This is a genomic window from Nonomuraea sp. NPDC051298 (genome assembly GCF_055586305.1).
Window position 1 is genome coordinate 87,762 of the sequence record NZ_JBVJIM010000029.1, and the last position, 22,608, is coordinate 110,369.

The following is a 22,608-nucleotide window of genomic DNA, read 5'->3' on the forward strand; positions in this document are numbered from 1 at the left end:
CAGTACGGAGAGATCATGCTCAACGCGCGCGCCAACGTCGTCGCCGACGCTGAGCCAGCTTATGTCACGGCTGATGCCCTCGCCGACGCTGCGGGAAAGGCCGCCGTCGCCTACTGGCAACCGCGGATCCGAGACTGGCTGCTGGTGTACTCCCCGAGGAAACGCGCCCTTCTTGCGTTCTACTGCGGTCCATGCCCGCCGCCCGGCCTCCAGGTCGAAGTCGACCAGCCGGGGGAACTGCTGGAGCGCATCCAATACGCGGCCCTTGAGCTGTTGCTGACGCGCGGCTACCGGGGCTACCGCGACTGGCAGGCTGCCACTGCCCTCGAACCATGCTGAGCCGGGGCCAAGATGGAAAGGGTCGCCATCAGTCCCCATGCCGCCGCGCCAGGTACTCTTCCCGGCGTGGCGGCGGGCGTTCCGCCCTCCCGCGGCCCCTGCTGCCCGGTAGCGGGGAGACGGAGGACGACACGCCATTGAGTGTGAGGCGCACACCACGGTCGTTCTCCCCGCCAGCGCTGCGGGCTTCCACACCCGAATGGACCTAGCCCAGCACCGCGTCGTCAGGGAAGAGCCCACCCGAGGCGACGCGGCCGTGGGACCGGGCGTGCCCTCCTGCGACCGGTCCCACGCCTGCCATTCACCCGCGAAGGGAGAGCACGATGTCCTGGCCTCCACCCTGGCTCGATATCACCCTCGCGGGCATGGTGGATTTCTGGTCACCGACGCTCACCGACCAACCCATCGCGCAGAACGGAGACTCTTATGACACGTCTGATCTGGGAGGACCTTCCCGGCACGGCCATCGACGCCCTCACTCTGGAGCGTGGCGAAGTGCTCGACGTCTGGCCCATGCCTGCCAGACCCGCTGGCAGCGCGCTCGTCACCGGCCTGACGTTCGATGACGGCCGCCGTATGGTTCTGAAGGCCGCCCACAAGGACACCGATAGCGGGGCCAGGCTACTGCGCGAGCCATCCCCGGTCCCGAGGTGGTCTTCTCCTCCACCATCGACCAGGTCCACGTGCTCATGATGCGCTACGTCAACGATCAGTCGCGTGTCCCGAGTCTGACAGTCGGGTCCCGTGATCTGGACCGCGTGCTGGAGGCGGTCGCGGTGCTGCCGTCGCGGCTCACTCGCGACGGCCTTCCATTTGACGCGGCGCTGGTCGAAGACGACATCCGCCGGATGGCCGAGGCTGCGCACCGGCTCTGCCGCGCGATGGCGCTGCCCGCAGCCGAACTGCCCCTGTGGCAGAAGGCACTGGAGCAGATCGACCTGTCGGTCGTCACCGGCCGCACCCTGCTCCACATGGCGCTGGAACCGAGGCATCTCCTCGTGGCAGTTGACCGGCCGGTGACCGTGCTGGACTGGTCCCAGGCCGCGTACGGCGCCGACTGGGTCGACCTGGTACCGCTCGGCGTGCATCTGCTGTGTGCCGGGCACTCACCGGCTGAGGTGGAGGCGCTGCTGACCCGCTCAATCCCGTGCTGGCGGACCGCACCCTATGGCGCGGTGACGGGCCTCATCGCAGCGTGGGCGTTGTCTCACGTCCTGATCGCCTCCAGAGCGCAGCAGATGCCTGACACGGCCGTCCGGCTCGCAGCCCACGCATGGGTGCGGCACCGGCTGCAGCCAAGCTGATCCGCCGCCCCCCGGGCTGTGCTGCAGACCAGCCCACCCCGAACAGCCCCCAGCACAGCCGCCCACCTTTGAGCAGGAAGCGTCTGGGCGGCCGGGCCGTGCGACGGTGTCGAGCTGTCTCACGGCCCCTGCCCCCCGTTCCGGCTCAATGCAGCCAGGCAAGATACCGACATAGAACTCTCCACACTCTGCCGACGGGCAAGTGAAAGCGCCTGGCATCCGCTGAGGCATACGGCGAGCGAACGCTCCAGGGCAGAGCAGCGAGTCGTGCTTCCTCGCTGGTCAGGCTGAACGACGCGCTCGACGAGGGCGCGCCGGCGTACGCTCCGGTACACTGAGCCCGCGGCCGATGCGAACGCGGCGAAACTGCCAGTGACGGACACGTACTCGGAGACACCTTACGGCTCGTCGCCGCTCTGCAGGACAACCCTCTCGCGGCCATCCTCCTTCGAGAGGCTGCCTGGTTCTACGCGGCAACGTTTCGGCTTGCTGACACCGTCAGAATCGATGGTGCCGAACGCGTCCTCGTTGACATCGTGCAGCGTTAGGGCAGGGGCGCTCGTCCCGGCGGATGAGATCCTCGCCGCGGAGCGTGAGATCTTGCGACGAACGCCCCCGGAGAGCGCGTAGATTGCGTGTCAGTGTCGCGCGGTCGCGCCGACCGCGTTCAGAGGCGGTGTGTGGGCGGCCGACGTCTGGGCGCCGGGGAGAACGCTTCGGTTACCTGTGTTGCTGCCGCCGGGACATGGCAGTGTTGTCCTGATGATGCAGAAAGGGGCGGCGTTGGACTCGAGGCATTGACGGCGATGCGTCACATTTCGGCGCCCTTTCGAACCTATAGGTCAGTCAACTCGTGAACCCATCAGGACCGCACAGAGCGGAGGATCACGTGCCATGCCTGTACGGACCTGGATGACCGGCGAGGCGAGTATCGCCCTGTTCTGGGATTTCCTCGACGAGGTCACCCGTGAATGGCGGACGGTGCTCGACGTCCCGCCCTGGCAGGTGGACTTCGGGAAGGAAACGACGGCGCGCACGATCGTCCACTACCAAGATCCTTCGGCCGGTCAGGTGGCCGTGGGCGTCGCGCTGCGCCCCGGCCGCGAGTCGGAGGTGGAATGGGGGATAGTGGCCGAGGCTGAACACGGATGGACATGCCGCTCGACACCTCCGTGGGTCAGCCTGGGCTTTGTCGGCGAAGGATTCTGCGACGCCAGCGGCGCCTACCTGGACGTGCAGCCCGCTGTCCTGCCGGTCGACTCCAGCCCGGCCAGGAGAGACCTCCTGGACGCCATGGTGCAGGGCCTCAACGACCAGCAGCGCTCCACCGGTCTGCTCGTCGTAGCCGTGAGCAGCAGGAAATCCGCGGCAAAAGCCGGCCACGTCGCCGCCGTGAACTGGCCCGGAGTGCTCAGCACCGCGCTGGTCAGCGACGAGGGCCGCGCGGCGCTGAACAAGTTGCTGCCGGATCAGCCCATTCCCGCCGGCGGTGCCCGCTTCTATCCAGCGCCGGGCGACAAGCTGGCCGGGGTCGAGTACTCACGCGCCACCGTGCGCGCTCGGCCGGAGGTGTTCACCGAGCTGCTCAACCGAGCGCTCCGCACTCGCTCCGACTGCACGCCCACCGGTGTCGCGGCGCTTGCCGTCCCGCTGCTCGAGAACGCCCTGACTGCGAGACGTTCACTCGAACAACACACGCTCCAGCAGGAGAACGAGCGTCTGCAAAGTGACCTCCGCGAGGAGCGCCAGGACAATGCTGCGTTACGGGAAGCTCTCGAACGAGCGCGGCGAGCCGGTGCGGACGCACGCCGCGAAGCGGCCAGCCTCGCTCGCCTCCTGCCGGCAAACGACGGGGGTGTCACCAGTGCCTCGCAGCCGGGGGATCCTGTCGCGGCGGTGGAAGCCGAACGGGACCGCCTTGCCCAACAGCTGGAACGTGCCGAAGACGAGCGGGATCAAGCCCTCCACGACAAGGGCCTGCTGATGTCACGCCTGAACACCGCCAGCCTCGACCTCATACAGAGCGGGTATGACGACATCGGTGCTGCGCCCACCTTTCCCGCCCTGCTTGAAGCCGCGCGCCAACGCTGCACCCTGCTGAAGATCACCGCGGACCCCGCTGCCGCCGCGCTCCTGGACGCCTATCCAACAGCGGCGTCATGGCGGCGCAAAACTGCTGACACGCTCGCGACCATGCAGGCCTACGCTGAGGCCAAACAACGCGCCCGTGCCGGAGGTGAGCCGCCGGGCCCGAACCTGGCAGATCTGCTGGCCTTCGCCCGCTCCGGCTCCCTGGGGGTCATGATCAGCGCGAACGTCATCGCCCTAAGCGAGTCAGAGCAAGTGTCCAGCACCGACCGTTTCCGCGCGGCCCGTACCTTCGCTGTCAGTTCTGAGATCGACCCACGGGGCCACGCCGTCTTCGCCGCTCACGTCCGACTCGGCGGGCCCAAGCCGCCCGCACCTCGGCTGCATTTCTACGACGACACCTCGGCTAGCGGGCTCTTTTACGTCGGTTGGATTGGCCCTCACCTCGCGAGCGGCCGCACCAACTAGCTGGGCTGGGCGGCGGCGGCGGACGTGTCACCGCGTGGTCAGGCTGAGGCGGCCGTCCGCCAACGCGCCAAGATCTCCAGGTCGTCGGGGTCGCCGTGCCAGGAGGCTTGCTCGTCGCTCGCGTACGGTAGCCAGGCTTGGTAGTCCGGGGCATCAGGCGTGATGTCCCGCCAGCCGTCGACGCGAGTGCCGTCAGCCAGCACGGCACAGGTAGGGACGCGAAGCACACCGTCGGCCAGCATGGTCGCGGTCATGTGCGTTGCCCCTCTCTGCCTCATCCGTCACGCTGTACGCCCAGCATAACGCTCTCGCGCCCTACGGGGGAGTGGCGCTGGTCAGCCGATCCCATATCGCCCCGCGAACCAGGTGTAGGCCTGCTGAGCGGCGTGCTCATCACCGAACAGTGCGATGAGACGCCGAGCCCGCCGGATCAGCGTGCAGGCGTACGCCTCAGCGAAAAGCTCGATCACCGCCTCGCGGTAGGGAGGAGCCAGACGGTCGGCGTTCGCGGCATGCAGAGCTGTCCAGAACAGGCCACGGGACGGCATCCCGTCCATGTCGTCGGTCGCGTGCCCCAACTCGTGGCCCGCGACGCTCACCGACGGTGAGGGTACGCTGCCGACCCCGATGGTGCGCCGCGTCGGGTCGTAGACGCCGGCTGATTGTTCCCAGCCGCCTGCCTGGAGCGGCAGTGGGACGCCTTGCAGGTGCTCGAAGCCAGGTAAGTTTGTCACCGCGCCCGTTCCGACCACGATTCCGCCGGAGAGGTGAGCGGCCAGCCTGGTGCCCAGCGCGCGTGGCACTGCGGACAACGTCATGATCGCCAAAAGGGTTTCGGCCGGAGGGAAGGTGCCCGGATCCCACGCTCTGTCAAGGCGGCCCTCGAGCGCGCCGACATGAAGCCAACCCGGCCGTCCTCTGCTCTGGCTGGCCACTCACGTCCTTGGTCATCGCTCTGGCACTGGTCGACGGTGGGCAGCGCATGAGGGAAAGGGGGAGTCCCCGCTGGCTCACTCCTATCGTCAGTCGTGAACTTTAGCGTCCGGTAGATCCCGTCGCATCTTCGTTGAGACGGTGTATCCACCGAGCCTGACAGCGGCCATTGCCTACTCGCAGGAATCTACGTAGTAAAGGCGACGGGGTGGGATCCCTCAAAATTCCTGTCCTCGATACAGAACAGGCTTCGCCCGCGGCTGACGCAGACCCTCGCCGATCGCGACGCGGGACGCTGGAACGCGCCGCTATGGACGGTCGGGTGGCTGGGACCGTCACCCGCATCATCTGGCACCGCGAGGCGTCGCCGGAGACCCGGCCATGAGCGATGTTGGTGTCGGTCATCTGCCCGCGGAGAACATGCTGGAGGAACTCGCCGACCGGCATCTGCACGGTCTCGACGAACTCGCCGTCATCCAGGGGTCGGCTCAGAGACCTTCCGGCACCCACGGGCTACGACAGCGTGGCGGAGGTCGCGATGGCGGAGTGTGGGCGCCTGTCGTGTCTGCTCGGCGTGGCACACGCGCGCAGGCCGGGCCCCACCTGTAAGGTGCGAACCTCCTTTCTCGTAGGTCACGGGCATTCTGAGGAGCTGGTGTGTCGGTGCTTGTCGCTCACATCCGGGCAGTCGGTCACGGAGAACTCCGCTCTCGGGCTGGTGGGGAGGTGTCCCGTGGTGATCAGTGACGCGGACATCTCGCGTGCGGTTTCCGCTTACCTCTCGCGCTACCCGGATGAGGCCGCGCTGCTGTCTGAGCCGGTGGGCCTGCTGTCTCGGGGAGGAGATTTCGCCTCGCGGCGGAACTTCGCCATGCATGTGACCGTCGGTGCCCTGCTGGTCCGCGGCGCTGACGTCCTGCTTGTCGACCATCGGGCGTACGGGATTCCGTTGCAGCCTGGAGGCCACCTGGAGCCCGGCGACGTGTCGTTGATCGACGCGGCAGTGCGGGAGTTGACGGAGGAGACCGGTGTTGACGCCGCCAAGGTCTTTCCAGCGTCGCCGACCCCCGTCTACATCGAGTACGGCAGGGTGCCGGCACGGCCAGAGAAGAATGAGCCGGAGCACCACCACCTCGACATCGGGTATGCGTTCGTGACCGATGCGGACGTGGGACACCTGCAGGAGTCGGAGGTGACGGGTGCCGCCTGGTACCCGCTCGCCGAGGCCGAGCGTCTGGTCGGCCACCGGATCGCGCGAGCGGTGCCAGCCCCGGCAGGCTGACCAGGCCCGTCGAATGCTTCTGGCTGGCGGGCCGCGCGCCAGGTCACGGTGCGCGCCGTTTGAGGCTTGCGCGCTCGTTGTCGAACCGAACGCGCAAGCCTCGACGGCGCGGCCTCAGCCGGCCGGTCGGCCGGGCTGTGGTGCCCGCTCACTCAAAGCACGGCTTGACGCTTCGGTCCCGGCTCCGTTTGAGCTCGAAGAAGCCGTCCGTCCCAGCGACCAGGGCCAGGCCGTCCCAGAGTCGGCCGGCAGCTTCGCCACGGGGGGTCTGCCTGATCACGGGGCCGAACAGGGCCGTGCCCGCGATGCGGAGAACGGGCGTCCCGACATCAAGGCCGACCTCGGTGAACGCCTCGTCGTGGGAGTCCGTGATGAGCTGATCGAATTCCGTGCTTGTGGCGGCAGCGGCCAGTGAACCAGGCAAGCTCACGTCCGCGAGCGCGTCGGTGATCGCGGTGGGGTCGTCGCGACGCCCTTGGTGATGCAGCCGGATGCCGATAGCGGTGTACAGCGGCCCGAGGACGCCGCGGCCGGCGTGCTCAGCGGCGGCCGCGCAGATGCGGACCGGGCCCCATGCCTTCGTCATCAGGTTCCGGTAGTCCTCGCTGAGTCCCTTGCCCTCGCGCTGGACGAGGTTCAGGTGGGCCAGCGACATGATCCTCCAGTCGGCGCGTACGGGCCGGACCTGTTCGACCTCCAGCAGCCAGCGCGAGGTGATCCACGCCCAGGGACAGATGGGGTCGAACCAGAACGGGACCACGTCACGGTCCGGCAGTTCCTTGATCGTCATGGGAGCGCCGTCCTTTCTTCAGACCGGGTCTCGCGTGTCCCGTCGTCTGTCGGCAGGGTGGATGTCGAACAACCCGCCTTGGGCGGGCATGTTGCACTTGGCGGTGCGGCCCGCGATCTTCACCAGTGCCGCGAGGTCGCTGACCTGGGCATCTTCGTCTGCGGCGCTGATCAGCCGGATGAACACCTGCGCGGTGACGTCGACGTCGGCGTAGGCCCGGTGGCGATCCGCTGGGTGCTTGACGGCGAAGTGCGCCAGCAGCGTGTCGAGTTTGTGGTTGGGCAGGCCTGGGACGAGGTGCTTGGCCAGCGGGATCGTGTCGAGAAGGTCGATGCGGGCCAGCGCCGGGCAGTGCTCTCGTTGGTTGTGGATGATGTTGGCTTCGGTGGCGGCGTGCTGAGCCACCAGCAGGTAGTGCTTGCCGGCCGCGAACCGCCGGTCCAGCGCGCCGAGCGCCTGGGCCGGGCTGGGTGCCTGGCTCACCTGCTCGGCCGACAGGCCGGTTTGGGCTGTGACGGCGGGTGTCACCGGAGCGAACGCGGGCGGCCGGATGAGGGATGAGCTTTTGCCGACCGTTGTCCAGGTGCCGGCTTCGTAACGGAGCGCGAGAGCGGCGACCTCGATGGGCTGGGCCGGGTAGCCGGTGGGGGTTGTCGCCTCGAAGTCGATGACGACGAACGTCGTCGCCGCGAAGGCGGGGTCGTCGGTCAGGGCGCCCATGTGTCCACCGTTCTTGCCGCTCGGATGCTGTTGCCGGCCCGCGCCCGGCGCGTTGAGATGAGCATGCCTGAGCGCCAGCGGTCGTGTGCCGTCATGGGCCGATGAGACGGGCAACGGCCCGCGTGGCGGCGGGCAGGTCCGGCGCGTCCCCCCGGCGCTCGCCGGTCCAGGTCTGGGCCAGGGACCGGTACAGGTCCGACATCACCGGCAGGAACGTGGGCGGAAGCGGCGCCGGCTGCGGCCACTGGCTCCTGGGCACGTCGTCGGCGATCAGCCGGCCGGTGGGCACCTCGAGCCCGTTGTTGACGTACCAGTTCCGCAGGACCTGCTTGCCGCAGTGCACCCCGTCGAGCATCAGGCGGCTTTCGTCGGGTGTGCCGGGGCTGTCGGCGAGCACGATGCGCCCGTCGCTCGACACCAGGAACTCGAGCTTGCCGTCGCAGTGGCTCAGCCCGAGCTTGTGCGCGTGCTCGGTCAGCACCTCGTTGACGGTGACGGTGGTTTCGCGCATCGCCTGGTACTGCTCGTCGCTCAGACCGGCCAGGTGCTGTGCGTCGGGCCCGCTCACGAACCGGTTGACCTCTTCCAGCATCGTGGTGTGTTCGATGAGCGGACGGTCCAGCTTCTCGCCGGCCTCGGGAATGCGGTCGAGTCCGACGTCGGCCGGTGTCAGCGTGCCGGCTGCGAGCCGGCGGTGCACGGAGCTTCCTTGCGGGAGTTCGTTGCGGAAGAGGACCTGCACGGGAATGAGGTAGTTTCCCGTGCCGGGGGTGAGCGGCCCGCTGCCCGGATCGGGGACGCGGGCGAGGTCGAACTCGATCCGATTCGGGGGGATGAACCGGCGGAAATGGGTGCGTACGCCCACGGCCTCCAACAGGGTGAAGTTGAAGACGGCCATGCGGCAGATCGCCTCCCCTTTCCCGGGGATCAAGTCCGGCATCGCGCCGTAATGGAACACCGTGTAGGTGTCCCGGTATGCGAAGCGTGCGATCCCTTCCCTCGTTGCGGTGGGAGGTTCGACGATCTCCAGGTTCTTGGTCGAGTGCAGGACGGGCATCATGCTCCCCAGGTGCGACGGCCTCGGGCCGTCATCGGGCGGAATCTGCTGATCGTGGCGACGTGTTGTCCGCCGTGGCGTCTGGCGTGGTGCCGTGCGCGGCGGCGGCGGCCGTCGTGCGGGCGGTAGCTGGCCCAGGCGCGCGGCGCCGCGACGCCTGGCGTGGTGTCTGGCGCTGCATCGGCGCTGTGGCGTCGGCAGCGAAGTGGTGTGCGGCTGTCTCGGCGACTTCGTCGGCGGGGGCCAGGTGGCCGTCGGCCACGGTGAGCACGTGCTGCATGCCGGCCGCGCGGGCGGAGGTGACTCCGTCGGGAGCGTCGTCGACGGCCAGGCAGCGGTCCGGCCTGACGCCGAGGCGTCGGGCCGCCGCGAGGTACAGGTCGGGGGCCGGCTTGCCGTGGGTGACGTCTTCGCGGGCGATGACGGCGGCGAACTCGTGCCTCAGGCCCAGGGCGTCGAGTCCGGGATGGACGAGGACCTGGCTGGCGCCTGAGGCGACGGCGCAGCGCAGCCCGGCCTGGCGTGCAGCGCGCAGGAGCGCGACGACGCACGCGATGGGGGTGAGGGTGTGCAGGGTGGACAGCAGGTGGGTGCGGCTGGCTCGGATGATGTCGTTGTGGGGCAGTGACTGGCCGCCTGGCAGCGCGGCCAGCAGGTCGTGGATGGACAGGCCGACGTGCTGGCGATACCAGCCGTGGTCGAGGTTGAGGCCGTGCGGCTGCAGCGCCGCTCGTAGCGCCTGCTCGTGGCCGGGTGTGGTGTCGGCCAGCGTTCCGTCGAAGTCGAGGATCAGGGCGTCGACGCCGTCGAGGATCGCGGGGATCGTCGGCGCGCGGCACCTCGCCGCAGCCGCGCCTGGGCAGGGTGCGAGGCGTGCTCCGTCGTTCATGCCGGTGCCCCTTCTGGGCGGCGGCCGCAGCACAGGCAGGGGGCCGCCGGGCCCTGCCATGGCTCGCGCAGGCAGCCCGGAGCGGTACCGGCGTCGTGGATCCACGCCCGGATCAGCTCGGCCGCGTCGTGCTCGTCCACGCTGCGCCGGTCGACGACCCGGTAGCGTGCCGGGTCGGTGGCGGCGAGCCGCTCGTAGAGGTCGCATGCCTGGTGCATGAACGTGGCCTGCTCGGCCGTGAAGACGCACTGGTCACGCCGTTGTGCGCGCAGCACGGCCTCGTTGGCGTCGTCGGTGATGAGGATCGTGAGGTCGGGTAGGGGCCGGTAGGAGGACGCGAAATCCAGCAGGGCGGTTGCCGTGTCCAGGGCGGTGGCCGGGTCGCCGGGATGCAGCAGCAGCGCCTGGCACACCGCTGTGGTGTCAACGCCGCGTCCTTCGACGACGGCACGCCCGAGCGACAGCTCGGGGATGACGGTGTCCAGGTCATGTCGCTTGATGGCGAGCAGGAGCCAGGTCTCGGCCAGTGGGGTGCCTCCGCGCAGGAACGGGTCGCCTGCGCTGGCCGCGCGCAGCGCTCGCAGCAGGGCTTCGCCCAGGCCGGGCCGCTCGCCGGCCCGCTGGGAGAACCCGTCGAGGAGCAGCGGCTTGTCGTCGAGGGCTCCGATGGCGCGGCGGGTCAGATATGTCTTGCCGACGCCGGTGATGCCGTCGACGGAGATCAGCGGCCCGCGGGTGCAGGAACGGCGTACCGGTGTGATCGTCATGCGGCAGGATCCGTTCAGGAGTGAGGGCGGGGCGGCGCCGGAAGGGGCGCTCCGGGTGTTGCGGTGGCGTTCGTCGATGCGGGCTGCGGGGTGCTGGTGCGGCATGTGAGCCATGCGGTGGCCTCGTGGGCGATGACGGCGGCGTAGCGGTCGAGGGTGGCCTCGGTGTCGCGTTCGGTGAGGATGACGGCGAGCGTGCGATCGAGGATCTCGGCGGCGCCGCGGCACGGTCGGCGGCTGCTGGTGAACATGGGCCGGGTGTCGCAGGGGACGAGCCGGAAGCTGCCGGTGGAGTTCGGCACTCCCCGCTGTGCGAGGTGTTCGGCGAACGCCCGCGGGTTCGGCAGGTCGATGTGCAGCAGTGCGGCGAAGCCGTTCCACGCCTCGCCCGCTGCCGGGCGCAGGGCGGTCAGGCCGGGTGTGTGCGCGAGGGCGTGCAGCAGGTGGCGGGTTTGGGCGCGGCGCAGTTCGATCAGGGTGGGGAGTCGGCGAAGGTTGGCCGCGGCGATCGCGGCGAGGGGGGCGGCCAGCCGGGAGTTGGTGGCCAGGCGGCTGTGGGGGGCCTGGCCCGCAGGAGCAGGCTGCCAGTGGCTGCGGAACGCGGCCGCGTGCTCTGCGACGTCGCGGCGGGTGGTGAGCAGGAAGCCGCCCTCGCCGCTCCAGAGGATCTTGCCGTCCTTCATGCTGACGCAGCCGACGGTGCTGGTCGTGCCGGCGCGCTGTCCGTCGCGTGTGGTGCCGACGGCCTGTGCGGCGTCCTCGACGACGGCGAGCCCGTGCTCGCAGGCGAACGCGGTCAGGGTCGCGGGGTCTCCCATCCGGCCCCACAGGTGTACCGGGATGATCGCCTGGGTTCGCGGGGTGACCTTGCGGGCAGCGTCGTCGTAGTCCAGGTCGAGGGTGGTGGGGTCGCTGTCGACGAACACGGGCACCGCTCCGAGAGCGGCCAGGGGTGCCACGGTCATGACGACGGTCAGCGCCGGCACGAGGACCTCGTCGCCGGGGCCGATGCCGCAGGCCGACAGCGCGGCGTGCAGGGCCGCTGTGCCGGAGGCGACCGCGACGGCGTGCCGGACGCCGAACGCCTCGGCCAACTCGCGCTCCAGGTTCCTGACGGCGGGCCCACCACTCGGGTCGGGCATCTGCTCGAGCACGAGGGCGAGCTGATCGGCGAGCAGGTGTGCATCGCCGGGGATCGCCGGGAGTGTCATCGGGTAGCCCCCTTGTTCAGCAGCCTGGGCATGTCCAGCGCAAGCGGCCACATGTTCACGCAGTCCCGGGAGAACAGCGAGCAGTTCGTGCACGCGGGCCGGTCCGCGAACAGGGTGCGCGCGTCGGCGCCGCGGATGGTGCGCCGCCCTTCGGGCGGGGTAGCGGCGATCCGGCGATCGGAGGGGCAGTCCCAGACGGAGCCGTCGGGCTGGGCGAAGAACAGGCGGGCGCCGCCGAAGCAGTTGGGCACATGCCCGCTGTCCTGAGTGGAGATCGCCTCGATGAAGCGCCGTGCGTAGGAGGGGGCCGGGAGCGTCAGCCTGCCCGGCTCGTCGTAGAGACGGCCGAGCTGCTCGGCCACGGCGGGTACGTCGTCGCGGCGGTGGGTGAGCTCGGTGAACAGCTTGTGGTCCGGTGCCAGGGAGATCGGCTGGGGGACGTAGTAGTCCACGCCGAGCTCGTCGGCCAGGTGGGCCATGGCGGTGATCTCGTGCGGGCGTTCCCGCATCACCACGGTGTAGATTCCGACCCGCGGCGCGGGCCGGTCGCCGCGGGCCTGAAGCAGGGCGCGGATACCGGACAGGACATCGTGGAAGCCGAAGCGGCCCGATCGGGAGGGGCGCAGCCGGTCGTTGACGGCCGCGTCGGCGCTGTCCAGGGAAACCGAAACGCCGTCGACGCCGAGCGCGACGAGCCGCTGGACTACCGGCGGGCGCGTGAGCGGGATGGCGTTGGTGGCGATCACGACTTGAAGGCCGGCCTGTTTGATGAGGTCGATCACCTCCAGCGTGGGCGGCCAGTCCAGCGGCTCGCCGCCGGCGATGACCACCCGCTCGATCGGCGAGCCGGCCAGGGTCCGCGCGAACGCCTTGAGCGCCTGGGGCGGCAGGTCGGTGCGCGACAGGTGCGACAGGACGCCGGTCTCGGTGGGCGGTGCCTGCCGGTGCTCCTCGATCGTGCCGAAGTAGCAGTGCGGGCAGGTGAACGCGCAGGGCGAGCGCAGACCCCACAACAGGGTCGCATCCGGAGTCTGAACCTCATCGGGCGGCGGAAACTTATCAGGCGGCACGGCCTGCCTCCCGCTGCTTCACGAGGTCCTCCACGAGCGCGCGCACTGCGTCGGCGACGGCCTCGGCGGGCCGCCCGGCAGTGTCGATCACGGTGTAGCGGCCGGGCTCGGCGGCGGCCAGCCCGGTGTAGAGGGCATCGGCTTGCTCGATCACGCGCGCGTCCCGTGAGGCCAGGGTCCGTCCGATCCGGTCGGCGAAGCGCCGGATGCACGCCCGGCGGTCGCCGGTGAGCAGGACGGTGGCGTCGGGCGGGGGCCGCCAGCGCGACATCGTCGAGAGCACGTGCCGGGCGACGTGCGCGGGGTCGGCGTGCGGTAGCTGCTCGCAGAGGATCGCGGCCTGGTAGACGGCGACGGTGTCGACGCCGCGGTCCTCGATGACCACGTCAGGCACGGTCGGAAGGCCGGCGAGGAGTTCGGCCTCGCGGATCTTCAGCGCGAGCAACGCCAGTGTCTCGGCGACGGGGTGCCCGGTACGCAGGCACACGTCGTCTTCCGCCGACAGGGCGGCGATCACGCGCCCGGTCAGGGTGTCGCCGGCCTGGTCGGTGATCTCGTCCAGGAGCAGGCACCGCTCGCCGAGCTGGGCGGCGACCGCTCGGGCCGCGGTGGTTTTCCCGACGCCGTTGATGCCCTCGATGACCACCCAGAGTGGCCGGGCGGGGGCGGGTTCGCGCCGCGGCGCAGCGGCGGCGTTCATGCGGGCCTCCGGCACACGTACAGCAGCTCGGTCGCCGTCGTCGGCGCCGACACCGCTGAGACCGTGTCCAGCAACGCCGCGGGGGCTCGCTCGGCAAGGTCGCGGTACCAGTCGGCCGCACCCTGCCCGTACCGTTCGGTGAGCTCGCCGGCCACCACGTCCGGCTCGGCCGGCAGCAGGCCGGTCACGTCCTCGATGACCAGGCCCGCCTCGCCGACGACGTGCTCCACCTCCTGGCGTGACCATTCGTAGACGTGGACGCGGTACTGCAGAGGCCGCGGCGGCGGGCCGAACGCCTGCGGCGTGGACAACAGCAGTACCCCGCCGGGCGCGAGCGCTTGCGCCGTGCTGCGCAGGCTGGCCGCGCCGAGCTCGAAGGGCAGGTGCTCCAGCGCCGAGGTGTACACGGCCACGTCGAAGGCGGGCAGGCTCGGCCAGGGCTCGGCCACGTCACACTCGATGAGCTCGGCCGGGAAGAGGTCTCCGTACGTCTGGCGCAGGAACGCGATCCTTTCGCGGGCCTCGTCCAGGTTGCTCGGGCTGATGTCCAGCCCGACGTACCGTTCGATCTGCGGCGTGTACCGGCACAGCAGCGGCAGCGCGAGCCCGCGGCCGCAGCACACGTCCAGCACCTTCGCGCCCGGCGCGCACCGCTCGGCGACGATGAGGTGCTGCATCAGGTTCATCAGCCCTGACGGCTTGGCTTCTCCGCGGTGCAGCGCCGCGTAGAAGTCGTCCATCTGGTTGGTGCTGTACGGGCCGATCATGGGGGTTCCGGGCCGGGTGCGGAACTGCTCGGGAAGCGGATCAGTGCTCGTGCTCATCGTGCCTCTCCCAGGGGAAGACCACCCATCCGTGGGTGATCGTGCCGATGTAGGTGACGACAGCCTCAGCGGGGAGGCGGCCGGTCCAGTTGTCCTCGTTCACCACGCAGACCGCGCTTCGAACCCGGCGGGCTCCCGCGTCGGCGGCCAGGCGGGCCGCGGCGGCCAGGGTGTGGCCGGTGCCGGCGACGTCGTCCACGATCAGGACGTCCCGGCCGGTGAGGTCGCCCAGCGAGGCCGGGTTGACGGCCACGGGCTGCGGGGTTTTCGCGGCGTTGGTGCTGTCGTCCGCGGTGTGGGTGACCTCGACCGCGCGGACGTCTCGCAGCCGGAGTTGGTGGGAGAGCATGATGGCCGGGACGGCGCCGCCGCGCAGGACTGCCACCAGAGTCTGGGGAACGCCGTCACCTGTGATCAGCTCGGTGATCCGGCTGACGAGTTCTTCCATGCGAGGCCACGTCAGGTGCGTGATGCCGGAAGGCGTCATCGCTGAGGGGCTGATCGCCGTCACGATGTCCCCCACTGGCCGGTGCTGGTGAGGGCGGCGAACTGCTGGGAGAGCCGCGTATCGGTGGTGAACCGGCCGCCGGCCTGCACGGTGGACGTGCGAGCGGCCTCCATTCGGACGCCGCGCATGCTCATGCACAGGTGCACGCCGTGCACGGTGACGGCCACGTCCTCGCTGCGGATGGCTGCGACCACGGCGTCGGCGAGCTGGCGGGTGAAGCGTTCCTGTACCTGCAGGCGCCCGGCGTACCGTTGCGCGATCCGGCCGAACTTCGACAGTCCCAGGATGGTGCCGTTGGCGAGGTAGCCGACGTGCGCGTTGAGCTGCATGGGCAGCATGTGGTGCTCACACAGCGACCACACGTTCAGCCCTCCCACGACGACCAGTTGGTCACTGGCGTGGGTCTCGGTGAAGCTCGTCGCTGTCGCCGAGGGGTCCGGCGACAGGAAGTCGCGCCACCAGGCCGCGACGCGGGCCGGCGTGCCGAGCAGGCCCTCGCGGTGGGGGTCCTCTCCGAGAGCGATGAGCAGTTCGCCGACGAGCGCGGCCACGCGGGGCGTGTCCACCGTCGAGCCTTTCACGTCAGCGTTCGGTGGTGAAACGGCTCGGCTGGGATACGCCGTATCAGAGGGTCGCACGGCGTTGTGGGTCATGTTCCCTCCTTGCTTCGAGGGCTGGGGCAGGAGAGGCGGAGCGGTGGTTCGCCATCGGCCGCGGGCCTGCGCCGGGCAGCACAGCGGTTATCGGCCACGTTCGTCACCCCACAGCAGGACGTGCAGGCGCAGGGACAGCGACCAGCCGCGGGCGATGACCGCTTCGGCGAGCGCCTGGGCGCCGATCAGCACCTGGTCCGGAGTGTTGCCTTCAGGCATCACCCACACCTGCTTCATCGTGAAGCGCTCGGCGAGCTCGGCGATCTCGTCCAGATCGGCAACGTCGCGGGCGACGAACTTGAACACGGCCTGCCCGCTGGCCGACAGCGCCTCCAGAGCGGCGGCCTTGATGCGCCGGTCGGCCGGGACACCGGCGTTGGCGAGCTTGGGAGAGACGTTGAAGCGCACCCCATCCAAGAGCAGCGCCGGATCAGGGGCAATGGTGCCGTTGGTCTCCACCTCCAGGCGGCGGCCCGCCTGGAGCAGCGGCTCGACCAGGGCGGGCAGATGGCGTTGCTGCCGTAGAGGCTCTCCGCCCGTGACGACGATCAGGGGCGCGGGGAGGGCCAGCGCCCACGCGGCCAGGCCGGCGACGGGGACACGCTCGCTTTGCTGCTGAAGGTTGAACCGCGTGGAGTCCCACGTGTACGGCGTGTCGCACCAGGTGCAGGACAGGTTGCAGCGGGACAGCCGGATGAACAGCGCGGGCTGGCCGATGCTGGGCCCCTCGCCTTGCAGGGTCGGGCCGAAGTGCTCGGCGATGAGGAGCGTCCTGGCACGGGACTGAGCGGACACCGCTGTGGCGCTCACGGCGCGTCTCCGGTCGCGTAGCGCGCCCACGTCTTCGCGGTTTCGCTCACGGTGATGGCGACCAGCCGCCCGGCGATCGTCGGCTGCACGTTGTCGAGGAACCATTTGCCCAGATGGAGGGCCAGCCGCTCGGAGGTCGGCTCGGCGTCGAACACCTCGTTCAGGTATTGGTGGTCGAAGTGCTCGGTGAGGTAAGTGCCGAACAGCGCCAGGTCGCCGAAGTCGGTAACGAATCCCGGTCCGACGAGTTCGTCGGCGGCGAGTTCGACGGTCACCTGGTAGCTGTGGCCGTGCATGCGGGCGCATTTGTGCCCATCCGGCAGTCCGCTCAAGCGGTGGGCCGCCTCGAAGGTGAAGGTCTTGGCGATGGTCAGACCGACGCTGCTCAGGCCGCGTGGATCAGGATTCGCAATGGCGTGAGCTGGGGCGGGGTGTGGCGATGTCATCGTGCTCTCTCCGTTCTCCTGCTGGCCGTATCGCCGCCGGTGACGATGTGAGGCGGCGCGTACTACGGGCGCGGGTTGTGGCCGTGGGGTGAGGGTCTGATGCAATCCGCTGCGGTCTTCTCCCTCGGGTCTTACGCTCCGATCAGCCTCCTGTAACGCATCGTCACCCGACGGGGTTGGGGTCGCCAGAGGGCCGCTGTGGCTGCCTTGTGGCAGCCACAAGCCCGTCGGGCGGGAATGGAGCGGATGCTGTGGAACAGATGAGTGACCAGCACGTCTGCGCGGCTCGCATGCTGGGGCTGGTCTTGCGGCATCTGCGAACGAGCGCCGGGTGGACGCTGCGCGAGACGGGCCGGCTCGCCCACTACGACTTCAGCCGGCTGGGCAGGGCCGAACGCGGCGAGATCCTCCTGCCGGCGCACCAGGCCGAGGCACTGGATACGGTGTTCGCGACGAAAGGCCTGCTTGAGGGACTGCGGCAGGTGGCCGATGCTGGACAGACCCTGCCGATGACGGCAGGGCTGGCTGGCGTCACCGGCGGCGATCAGGTCATGCTGGTCCTTCAGGTGCAGGGAGGGAGCGTGCCGGTGGCCATTTCCAGACGTGAGTTCGCCCAACTGCTCGCCACCGGCGTGTTCTCCTCGGCGATACCAGCACTGGACGCCGATCAGATCGAACGTGCGGCGGGCGCGATCGGCTTCCCCGCTCGCGTCGACGCCGAAGTGATCGCCTATTTCCGGCGGGTGCTGGCAGAGCACTACGCGGCTGACCAGATGCTGGGACCGCGCTCGCTGCTCAAGCCTGTCCTGGCTCAGATCGATGTGCTGGACGACCTGCGGCGCGGGGCCAGGTCGGCGCATGCCGAGCCGCTGCTGCAGGTGCTGTCCCTCTACGCCGAGATGGCCGGATGGCTGTACCAGGACCTGGGCCAGCTGGAGACGGCCACCCACTGGACGCGCAGGGCCGCGGAGTGGGCGCACTGCGCAGGCGACACCGACATGGCGGCCTACGCTCTGGTTCGCCAGTCCAACATCGCCGCGCTGGCTGGCGATCACGCAGGTGTGGTCCAGCTCGCGGCGGCCGCCCGCCGCGACCCAGCCGCGGTGGAGCCGAAGCTGCTGGCGCTGGCCGCCCAGCAGCAGGCGCGCGGCATGGTGATGCTCGGCCAGACCGACGAGTCCTTCGCGTTGCTGGACGTCGCCGCGGAGACGTTGAAAGACCATCCGCACGTGCGCCGCCCGGACGCGCCCGTGTACCTGCATCACTATGATCTGGCCACCCTGCGCGAGCAGAGCGCCGTCTGCTATCGGGCCGCTGGCCAGGCGGGCGCCGCCGCAGCCATCCTGGCGGAGCAGATCGCTGCCACCCCAGACCGTCTGGTGCGCGATCGCGGCCACCTGACCGCGAAGCTGGCCGTCGCCCTTGTCCCGGATGATCCAGCGCAGGCGGCGAGCCTCGGACTCGAGACGATCGCGATCGCTCAGCAGACCGGCTCGGCGCGGATCTGGCGTGAGCTGCGCACACTGGACGGCGACCTTGTCCAGCGGTGGCCGGGGCATGCCGGCGCTGCGACGTTCCATGACGCTCTTCTCAGCGTGTGAGCGGACAGTTGCCGGGGCGCGGGGTGGCGGTGACGACGACGCCAGGCACACCCCGCACCACGGTGCGGCACGGCGCGACGCCTCGTGAGGTGAGGACCGCACTGGAAGGGTTGCCGCGCTGGCTTCGAGCGGCTTGCGGTCAGAGCTTGTCCAGCCGGTAGGCCAGCCAAAGGCGTCCGGCGTCGGCGAGCTGTTGCGCTCGCTTGCGCCGATCGAGGTCGCCGTGGTGCGCCTGGTGCAGGTGGGCGAGTGTCCACACTGCGGTCAGGGCGCTGACCTGGTGGGCGGGCGCGTCCGGCAGGGACGTCGTCGCGGACAGCATCGCATGCACCCGTGGTTCTTTGTGGCCCGCGGCGATGAGCTCAGGGGCCAGCAGCGCGGGCTCGATCCATGCCTCGCCGCGGCAGGCTTCCCTCCACCCGCACACGTACACCTGGCGCCCTTTGACCAGCAGATGCTCAGCCCTGAGACGGCAGTTCAGGAGCGTGTCGCCGCCGGCCAGCGCGGTAGCCTCCCACCCCTCCAGCGCGGTTTTGTACAGGTCCCGCCCGTGCAGTACGCCGGGCGCCTGGTCGAGCATGCGAACGGCGGCGCCCGAGAGTTTGTGGATGTACTCCGAAACGTGCCGCGGCTCATACCGGCAGGGTGAGAGCGTGCTGCCCAGCCGCTCCATCGCGGCGAGCACCAGAGGCACATCGTCCGATTCCGGCCCCAGGTCGGCGGGGCGAGCGTTGTCGACGAGTTGGAAGGCGTAGACCAGGTGGTTGTCCCTGGTCTCCTCCCACAGCAGGCGCGGAACGGGTGCATCAGGGGGCATGTGCCTGGCCGCTTCCAGCTCCCGTCGGTAGCGGAGCGCGGTCGCGGCTGTCAGCGGGATGCCCTTGACGAACACGTCCTCGTCGGTGGCGTAGAGCCGCGCGGCCAGGCCCGCGCGGCGACCGTCCGGGTAGGTGACGGCGGCGACTTCGCCGCAGTGGTCCTGCACGGCGCTCAGCATGGCGCCGGGCAGGTCTTCCAAGTCCAGGCGAAGCTTCATGTCAGCCTCCGTAGGGGGTGTTAACTCTTCTCAGCGTGCGAGCGAACGGTTGCCGGGTGTGAGCTGCGAGGCTGCCGAGAGACCTGGCGCAGCCTCGCAACTGTGGTTTCGCCCCGGCTGGGCCGCTCCTGTCGCTGGGACCGGGGTGGGGCGGGTGTGCGACGAGCTCAGGGGATGCTCGCAGTACACCCGCCGGGGTTTTCCCGGAGCCGTGCGATCAGCAGGGTCTGGCCGCATGGCAGCGGGCTGGTCTTGCGGACGCGGAGTCCGGTCTGCCGGATCAGGCGGTGAAAGTCATCGGAGACGCGTACCCCGTCGCCGGGGAACAGCGCGAGCATGCGCATGTCGGTGCTCGCCCAGCGGCTGCGTGCACCGGGCAGCCTCGGCAGCATGCCTTCGGCGATCCACAGCTCCGCATCCTCTCCGGCGCGCGCCATCGCGTCGGCCACGACGGTGAACAGGGGCGGCGACCTGCTTGTCGGAGTAGTTGTGGCAGACCGACGACAGCAGGTAGATCTGCGCGCCGTCTGGGACGGTGTCGAACAGATCTCCAGGCGCGAGGTGGACCCGGTCGGCCAGTCCTTGATGGGCCAGGCGGTCGCGGGCGCGGTCGAGGACGTCCTCGCGGTCGGCGAGGATTCCCCGCAGGTGCGGATGCGCCTGCAGGATGGCGGTGAGTACGCCTCCGAGGCCGCCCCCTAGATCGGCGATCGTCCGCGCCTTGGAGAAGCCGTCGACCGCTGCGAGGTCCTGGCCGAGGGCGCTGCTGCGGGTATCCATGAACCTGTCGAACTCGGCGCCCTGCTTGGGATTGCGGGCGAGGTATTCGTAGGGCGACAGGCTGCGGCCCGCCCATGTGGGGTGGCCGCGGCGGATCACTTCCGTCAGGTCGCCGGTTGCCTCCCACCAGTAGGTCGATCCGGTGACCAGGACGGCGTGCCGCATGGACGCCGGGGCGGCGGTGGTAAGGACCTGGCCCAGGTCGGTCAGCTGGTAGCGCTCGCCGTAGGTGGCGACGAAGTCGCGGCTGTGCAGCCAGCGCATCAGCCGACGCATCGCGTCAGGGTCGGCTCCGCAGGCGTTGGCCAGGTCGTCGCTGGTCAGCTCGTCGCTGGCGAGGAACTCGAAGATGCCGAGTTCGACCGCGGCGTGCATGGCCATGAAGTCCGGCACGCCGTCCATCATGAGCTGGACCAGGTCGGCCGGGAGAATGTCGAGTTCGTCGAGTTGATGGGCGGGGACGATGGTGGGGCGTGGCCGCTGCGGCAGTGGGGTTGACTCCGCGTCGTTGCGGGGTTCGTGCACGCCAGTGGACGGGCCGGTCGCGGTCATGAGGCGAGTCCCTGCCGGCTTTGGGCGGGAGGCGGCGGGAGGACCGAGATGGCGGGTGTGGCAGGGATGGTCGGCGGCTGGATCAGCATTCTGGTGACGTCAACGGGTGTCTTGACGTAGCCGTACTCCAGCATGAGGTCGGCGACCCTCTGGATCCTGCTGGGCGCCAGATCGAGCGGAAAGGTACCGATCGGGATGCTGCTGGCGGTTGCTTCCTTGATCTCAGTGTAGGTCGGCAGGAGAGAGGTGACCAACTCCCGGTCGTCGGCGACGTCGGCCTGGGCTCGCTGCATGGCGCGTTGGAAGGCCGCGACCACTGTCGGGTGGTCGTTCGCGAACTTGGCGCTGGTGGCCCATCCGGCGATGGGGAGGTCCGCTGACTGGCCCGTCATCATGTCCGCGAGCTTGCGGCCGCAGTGCTGGACGCCGTAGGCGCTGATGAACGGTTCGGTCATCCATGCCGCGTCGATGTCTTCCTGCTCCAGAGATTGGATCGTGCTGGCCACCGGCAGTTCGATGACCTGCACGTCCTTCTCGGTGAGGCCGGCGACTTTGAGCGCAGATTCCAGGGTGAGGGTGCCGACGCTGTTGAGCGTGAGGACGGCGACACGCTTGTCGCGCAGGTGGCTCACGCTCGTCACGGGGCTCTTGCCGGGGACCATGAGCACGAAGGTGTTCGGGGCTGCCTGGTAGGCGTCGTTGACGAGCTTGATCACGCCAGGTTCTTCGGCCTCCTTCTGAATGGCCGCCACATGGTTCATGACTGCGAAGTCCAGTGCGCCGCTCTCCAGCTTGGGCAGCGCGATTCCGCCTCCTTGGACAGCCTCTGGTTGAACGTGGAGGCCCTCCGCGGTGAAGTAGTCCTGCCTGTCGGCCACGAAGAGGGTGACGCAGTCCGGGATGGGCATGTAGCCGACCTTGATGGTCGTGACGGTGCCGCCGTTCTGCTGGCGGGTGGGGGATGCGGAGGTCCCACACCCGTGCATTACTACAATGAGTACCATTATAATGACTGTATGCAACATTGGCGTGCGTTGTGATTTCTGTGAGGGGACGAATCGAACGTCAGCCGTTTGAAGCGCTGGCCGCACTCCGTGATGAGCCGGACTGGCCGCGGCCGCCGCCAGCCGGCCGTGAGGGCGGCGCCGTCAGGCAGGAAGCCGTCGTGGCGCCTCGGGCCGTTCCTCGGCCAGCCGTTCCACCGGGTAGCGAACACCGTCCGAGGTGCTTGTACGGTTCTGCGTGGCTGCGCGACGGGCCATCATCACGCAGAAGGGCGATGGCCTGTAGCGCTGCCTCAGCTCCCGTTCCAGCCCGTTGAGAGCCAGGATGATCGCCTCCATCGCGCCTGCCCTTCCGGATGACTTCGAGAAACCCCGGCCGATCGTGTCGCCGTGCCTCCCCCTCGCTTGGGGAGGAGGGGCGCGATCCACCACGCAGGGCGGGCCTGCGGAAGTGGGCGTCGCGCGGCATAGGACCAGGCGACGGAGTGGGTGATAGCGGGTCGCGAGGCAGGCAGAAGGTGTGCGGCTTGCCTGCCTCGCGGCCGGCGAGAGCCCGGCGGCGGTCTGGCCGCAGGGTCCTCGGGGGCGTGGCACGGCGGTGGAGCACCATGAGGTGCGCATGCCACAGAAGGTCCCGGTCACGCCGCTGCCGCTCCGGTCCGGGTGGGCGCGCGCAGGGGTGGGATGGCGATGCCGCCGACGAACTTCTCCGCCGTCAGGTCATTGGCCGCCTCGTCGGGGCTCGTTCGCCATGCGGCGACGGGGACGAGCCCGGG

The 22,608-nt window shown here is 69.6% G+C and carries 24 protein-coding genes; 5 read left to right on the top strand and 19 right to left on the bottom strand.

Annotated features, from left to right (window positions below; all coding sequences use genetic code 11):
- Nucleotides 1-15: 15 nt before the first annotated feature.
- From ACZ6S0_RS45525 to ACZ6S0_RS45535, 3 genes are all read left to right on the top strand, one after another.
- A complete protein-coding gene (locus ACZ6S0_RS45525) occupies nucleotides 16-339 on the top strand; it encodes a hypothetical protein (protein WP_465925957.1) in 324 nt (107 codons plus the stop codon).
- Nucleotides 340-989: 650 nt separating this feature from the next.
- Entirely contained in the window at nucleotides 990-1,643 is a 654-nt protein-coding gene (locus ACZ6S0_RS45530; protein ID WP_465925959.1) for a hypothetical protein, read from the top strand.
- Nucleotides 1,644-2,537: 894 nt separating this feature from the next.
- The gene (locus tag ACZ6S0_RS45535) at nucleotides 2,538-4,199 is read left to right on the top strand and encodes a hypothetical protein (RefSeq protein ID WP_465925961.1); all 1,662 of its coding nucleotides are present in this window, start codon (nucleotides 2,538-2,540) and stop codon (nucleotides 4,197-4,199) included.
- A 38-nt stretch (nucleotides 4,200-4,237) separates the two neighbouring features.
- On the opposite strand, the gene ACZ6S0_RS45540 is transcribed toward ACZ6S0_RS45535, so the two are convergent.
- The gene (locus ACZ6S0_RS45540) at nucleotides 4,238-4,453 is read right to left on the bottom strand and encodes a hypothetical protein (RefSeq protein ID WP_465925963.1); all 216 of its coding nucleotides are present in this window, start codon (nucleotides 4,451-4,453) and stop codon (nucleotides 4,238-4,240) included.
- Between the two features lie 81 nt (nucleotides 4,454-4,534).
- On the bottom strand, nucleotides 4,535-5,134 hold the full coding sequence (locus tag ACZ6S0_RS45545; protein ID WP_465925965.1) for a hypothetical protein: 600 nt from the start codon (nucleotides 5,132-5,134) through the stop codon (nucleotides 4,535-4,537).
- 731 nt (nucleotides 5,135-5,865) lie between these two features.
- Between ACZ6S0_RS45545 and ACZ6S0_RS45550 the strand changes: the two genes are divergently transcribed.
- Nucleotides 5,866-6,414 (top strand): NUDIX hydrolase, encoded by a 549-nt coding sequence (locus tag ACZ6S0_RS45550; protein ID WP_465925967.1) that lies wholly within the window; start codon nucleotides 5,866-5,868, stop codon nucleotides 6,412-6,414.
- A 148-nt stretch (nucleotides 6,415-6,562) separates the two neighbouring features.
- On the opposite strand, the gene ACZ6S0_RS45555 is transcribed toward ACZ6S0_RS45550, so the two are convergent.
- From ACZ6S0_RS45555 to ACZ6S0_RS45615, 13 genes are all read right to left on the bottom strand, one after another.
- Entirely contained in the window at nucleotides 6,563-7,204 is a 642-nt protein-coding gene (locus ACZ6S0_RS45555; RefSeq protein ID WP_465925969.1) for a mycothiol-dependent nitroreductase Rv2466c family protein, read from the bottom strand.
- 18 nt (nucleotides 7,205-7,222) lie between these two features.
- Nucleotides 7,223-7,924 carry a 3'-5' exonuclease gene (locus tag ACZ6S0_RS45560; RefSeq protein WP_465925971.1) on the bottom strand — a complete coding sequence of 234 codons (702 nt, stop codon included), beginning with the start codon at nucleotides 7,922-7,924 and terminating at the stop codon, nucleotides 7,223-7,225.
- Between the two features lie 91 nt (nucleotides 7,925-8,015).
- Nucleotides 8,016-8,984, bottom strand: coding sequence for a phosphoribosylaminoimidazolesuccinocarboxamide synthase (locus ACZ6S0_RS45565; protein WP_465925973.1), 969 nt, complete (start codon nucleotides 8,982-8,984; stop codon nucleotides 8,016-8,018).
- A 28-nt stretch (nucleotides 8,985-9,012) separates the two neighbouring features.
- On the bottom strand, nucleotides 9,013-9,870 hold the full coding sequence (locus tag ACZ6S0_RS45570) for an HAD family hydrolase (RefSeq protein WP_465925975.1): 858 nt from the start codon (nucleotides 9,868-9,870) through the stop codon (nucleotides 9,013-9,015).
- The gene (locus tag ACZ6S0_RS45575; RefSeq protein WP_465925977.1) at nucleotides 9,867-10,637 is read right to left on the bottom strand and encodes a dTMP kinase; all 771 of its coding nucleotides are present in this window, start codon (nucleotides 10,635-10,637) and stop codon (nucleotides 9,867-9,869) included. Before ACZ6S0_RS45575 ends, ACZ6S0_RS45570 begins: the two co-directional genes overlap by 4 nt.
- A 14-nt stretch (nucleotides 10,638-10,651) precedes the next feature.
- A complete protein-coding gene (locus ACZ6S0_RS45580) occupies nucleotides 10,652-11,848 on the bottom strand; it encodes a DegT/DnrJ/EryC1/StrS family aminotransferase (protein WP_465925979.1) in 1,197 nt (398 codons plus the stop codon).
- On the bottom strand, nucleotides 11,845-12,861 hold the full coding sequence (locus ACZ6S0_RS45585; RefSeq protein WP_465925981.1) for a radical SAM protein: 1,017 nt from the start codon (nucleotides 12,859-12,861) through the stop codon (nucleotides 11,845-11,847). The genes ACZ6S0_RS45580 and ACZ6S0_RS45585 overlap by 4 nt, the downstream gene beginning before the upstream one ends.
- 46 nt (nucleotides 12,862-12,907) lie before the next feature.
- The gene (locus ACZ6S0_RS45590; RefSeq protein WP_465925983.1) at nucleotides 12,908-13,618 is read right to left on the bottom strand and encodes a dTMP kinase; all 711 of its coding nucleotides are present in this window, start codon (nucleotides 13,616-13,618) and stop codon (nucleotides 12,908-12,910) included.
- On the bottom strand, nucleotides 13,615-14,442 hold the full coding sequence (locus ACZ6S0_RS45595) for a class I SAM-dependent methyltransferase (protein ID WP_465925985.1): 828 nt from the start codon (nucleotides 14,440-14,442) through the stop codon (nucleotides 13,615-13,617). Before ACZ6S0_RS45595 ends, ACZ6S0_RS45590 begins: the two co-directional genes overlap by 4 nt.
- The gene (locus ACZ6S0_RS45600) at nucleotides 14,426-14,890 is read right to left on the bottom strand and encodes a phosphoribosyltransferase (RefSeq protein ID WP_465925987.1); all 465 of its coding nucleotides are present in this window, start codon (nucleotides 14,888-14,890) and stop codon (nucleotides 14,426-14,428) included. Before ACZ6S0_RS45600 ends, ACZ6S0_RS45595 begins: the two co-directional genes overlap by 17 nt.
- Nucleotides 14,891-14,949: 59 nt before the next feature.
- A complete protein-coding gene (gene folE / locus ACZ6S0_RS45605) occupies nucleotides 14,950-15,516 on the bottom strand; it encodes a GTP cyclohydrolase I (protein ID WP_465925989.1) in 567 nt (188 codons plus the stop codon).
- 174 nt (nucleotides 15,517-15,690) lie between these two features.
- A complete protein-coding gene (locus ACZ6S0_RS45610; RefSeq protein WP_465925991.1) occupies nucleotides 15,691-16,413 on the bottom strand; it encodes a 7-carboxy-7-deazaguanine synthase QueE in 723 nt (240 codons plus the stop codon).
- Nucleotides 16,410-16,859 (bottom strand): 6-pyruvoyl trahydropterin synthase family protein, encoded by a 450-nt coding sequence (locus ACZ6S0_RS45615; protein WP_465925994.1) that lies wholly within the window; start codon nucleotides 16,857-16,859, stop codon nucleotides 16,410-16,412. The genes ACZ6S0_RS45610 and ACZ6S0_RS45615 overlap by 4 nt, the downstream gene beginning before the upstream one ends.
- A 260-nt stretch (nucleotides 16,860-17,119) precedes the next feature.
- Between ACZ6S0_RS45615 and ACZ6S0_RS45620 the strand changes: the two genes are divergently transcribed.
- Complete coding sequence (locus tag ACZ6S0_RS45620) at nucleotides 17,120-18,460, top strand: helix-turn-helix domain-containing protein (RefSeq protein WP_465926006.1); 1,341 nt, start codon at nucleotides 17,120-17,122, stop codon at nucleotides 18,458-18,460.
- Nucleotides 18,461-18,599: 139 nt separating this feature from the next.
- On the opposite strand, the gene ACZ6S0_RS45625 is transcribed toward ACZ6S0_RS45620, so the two are convergent.
- From ACZ6S0_RS45625 to ACZ6S0_RS45640, 4 genes are all read right to left on the bottom strand, one after another.
- Nucleotides 18,600-19,496: a hypothetical protein gene (locus ACZ6S0_RS45625; protein WP_465925996.1), complete on the bottom strand. Its 897-nt coding sequence runs from the start codon at nucleotides 19,494-19,496 to the stop codon at nucleotides 18,600-18,602.
- Between the two features lie 294 nt (nucleotides 19,497-19,790).
- A complete protein-coding gene (locus ACZ6S0_RS45630) occupies nucleotides 19,791-20,828 on the bottom strand; it encodes a methyltransferase (RefSeq protein ID WP_465925998.1) in 1,038 nt (345 codons plus the stop codon).
- Nucleotides 20,825-21,832: an ABC transporter substrate-binding protein gene (locus tag ACZ6S0_RS45635; protein WP_465926000.1), complete on the bottom strand. Its 1,008-nt coding sequence runs from the start codon at nucleotides 21,830-21,832 to the stop codon at nucleotides 20,825-20,827. The genes ACZ6S0_RS45630 and ACZ6S0_RS45635 overlap by 4 nt, the downstream gene beginning before the upstream one ends.
- A 144-nt stretch (nucleotides 21,833-21,976) precedes the next feature.
- On the bottom strand, nucleotides 21,977-22,171 hold the full coding sequence (locus ACZ6S0_RS45640; RefSeq protein WP_465926002.1) for a hypothetical protein: 195 nt from the start codon (nucleotides 22,169-22,171) through the stop codon (nucleotides 21,977-21,979).
- Between the last annotated feature and the right edge of the window lie 437 nt (nucleotides 22,172-22,608).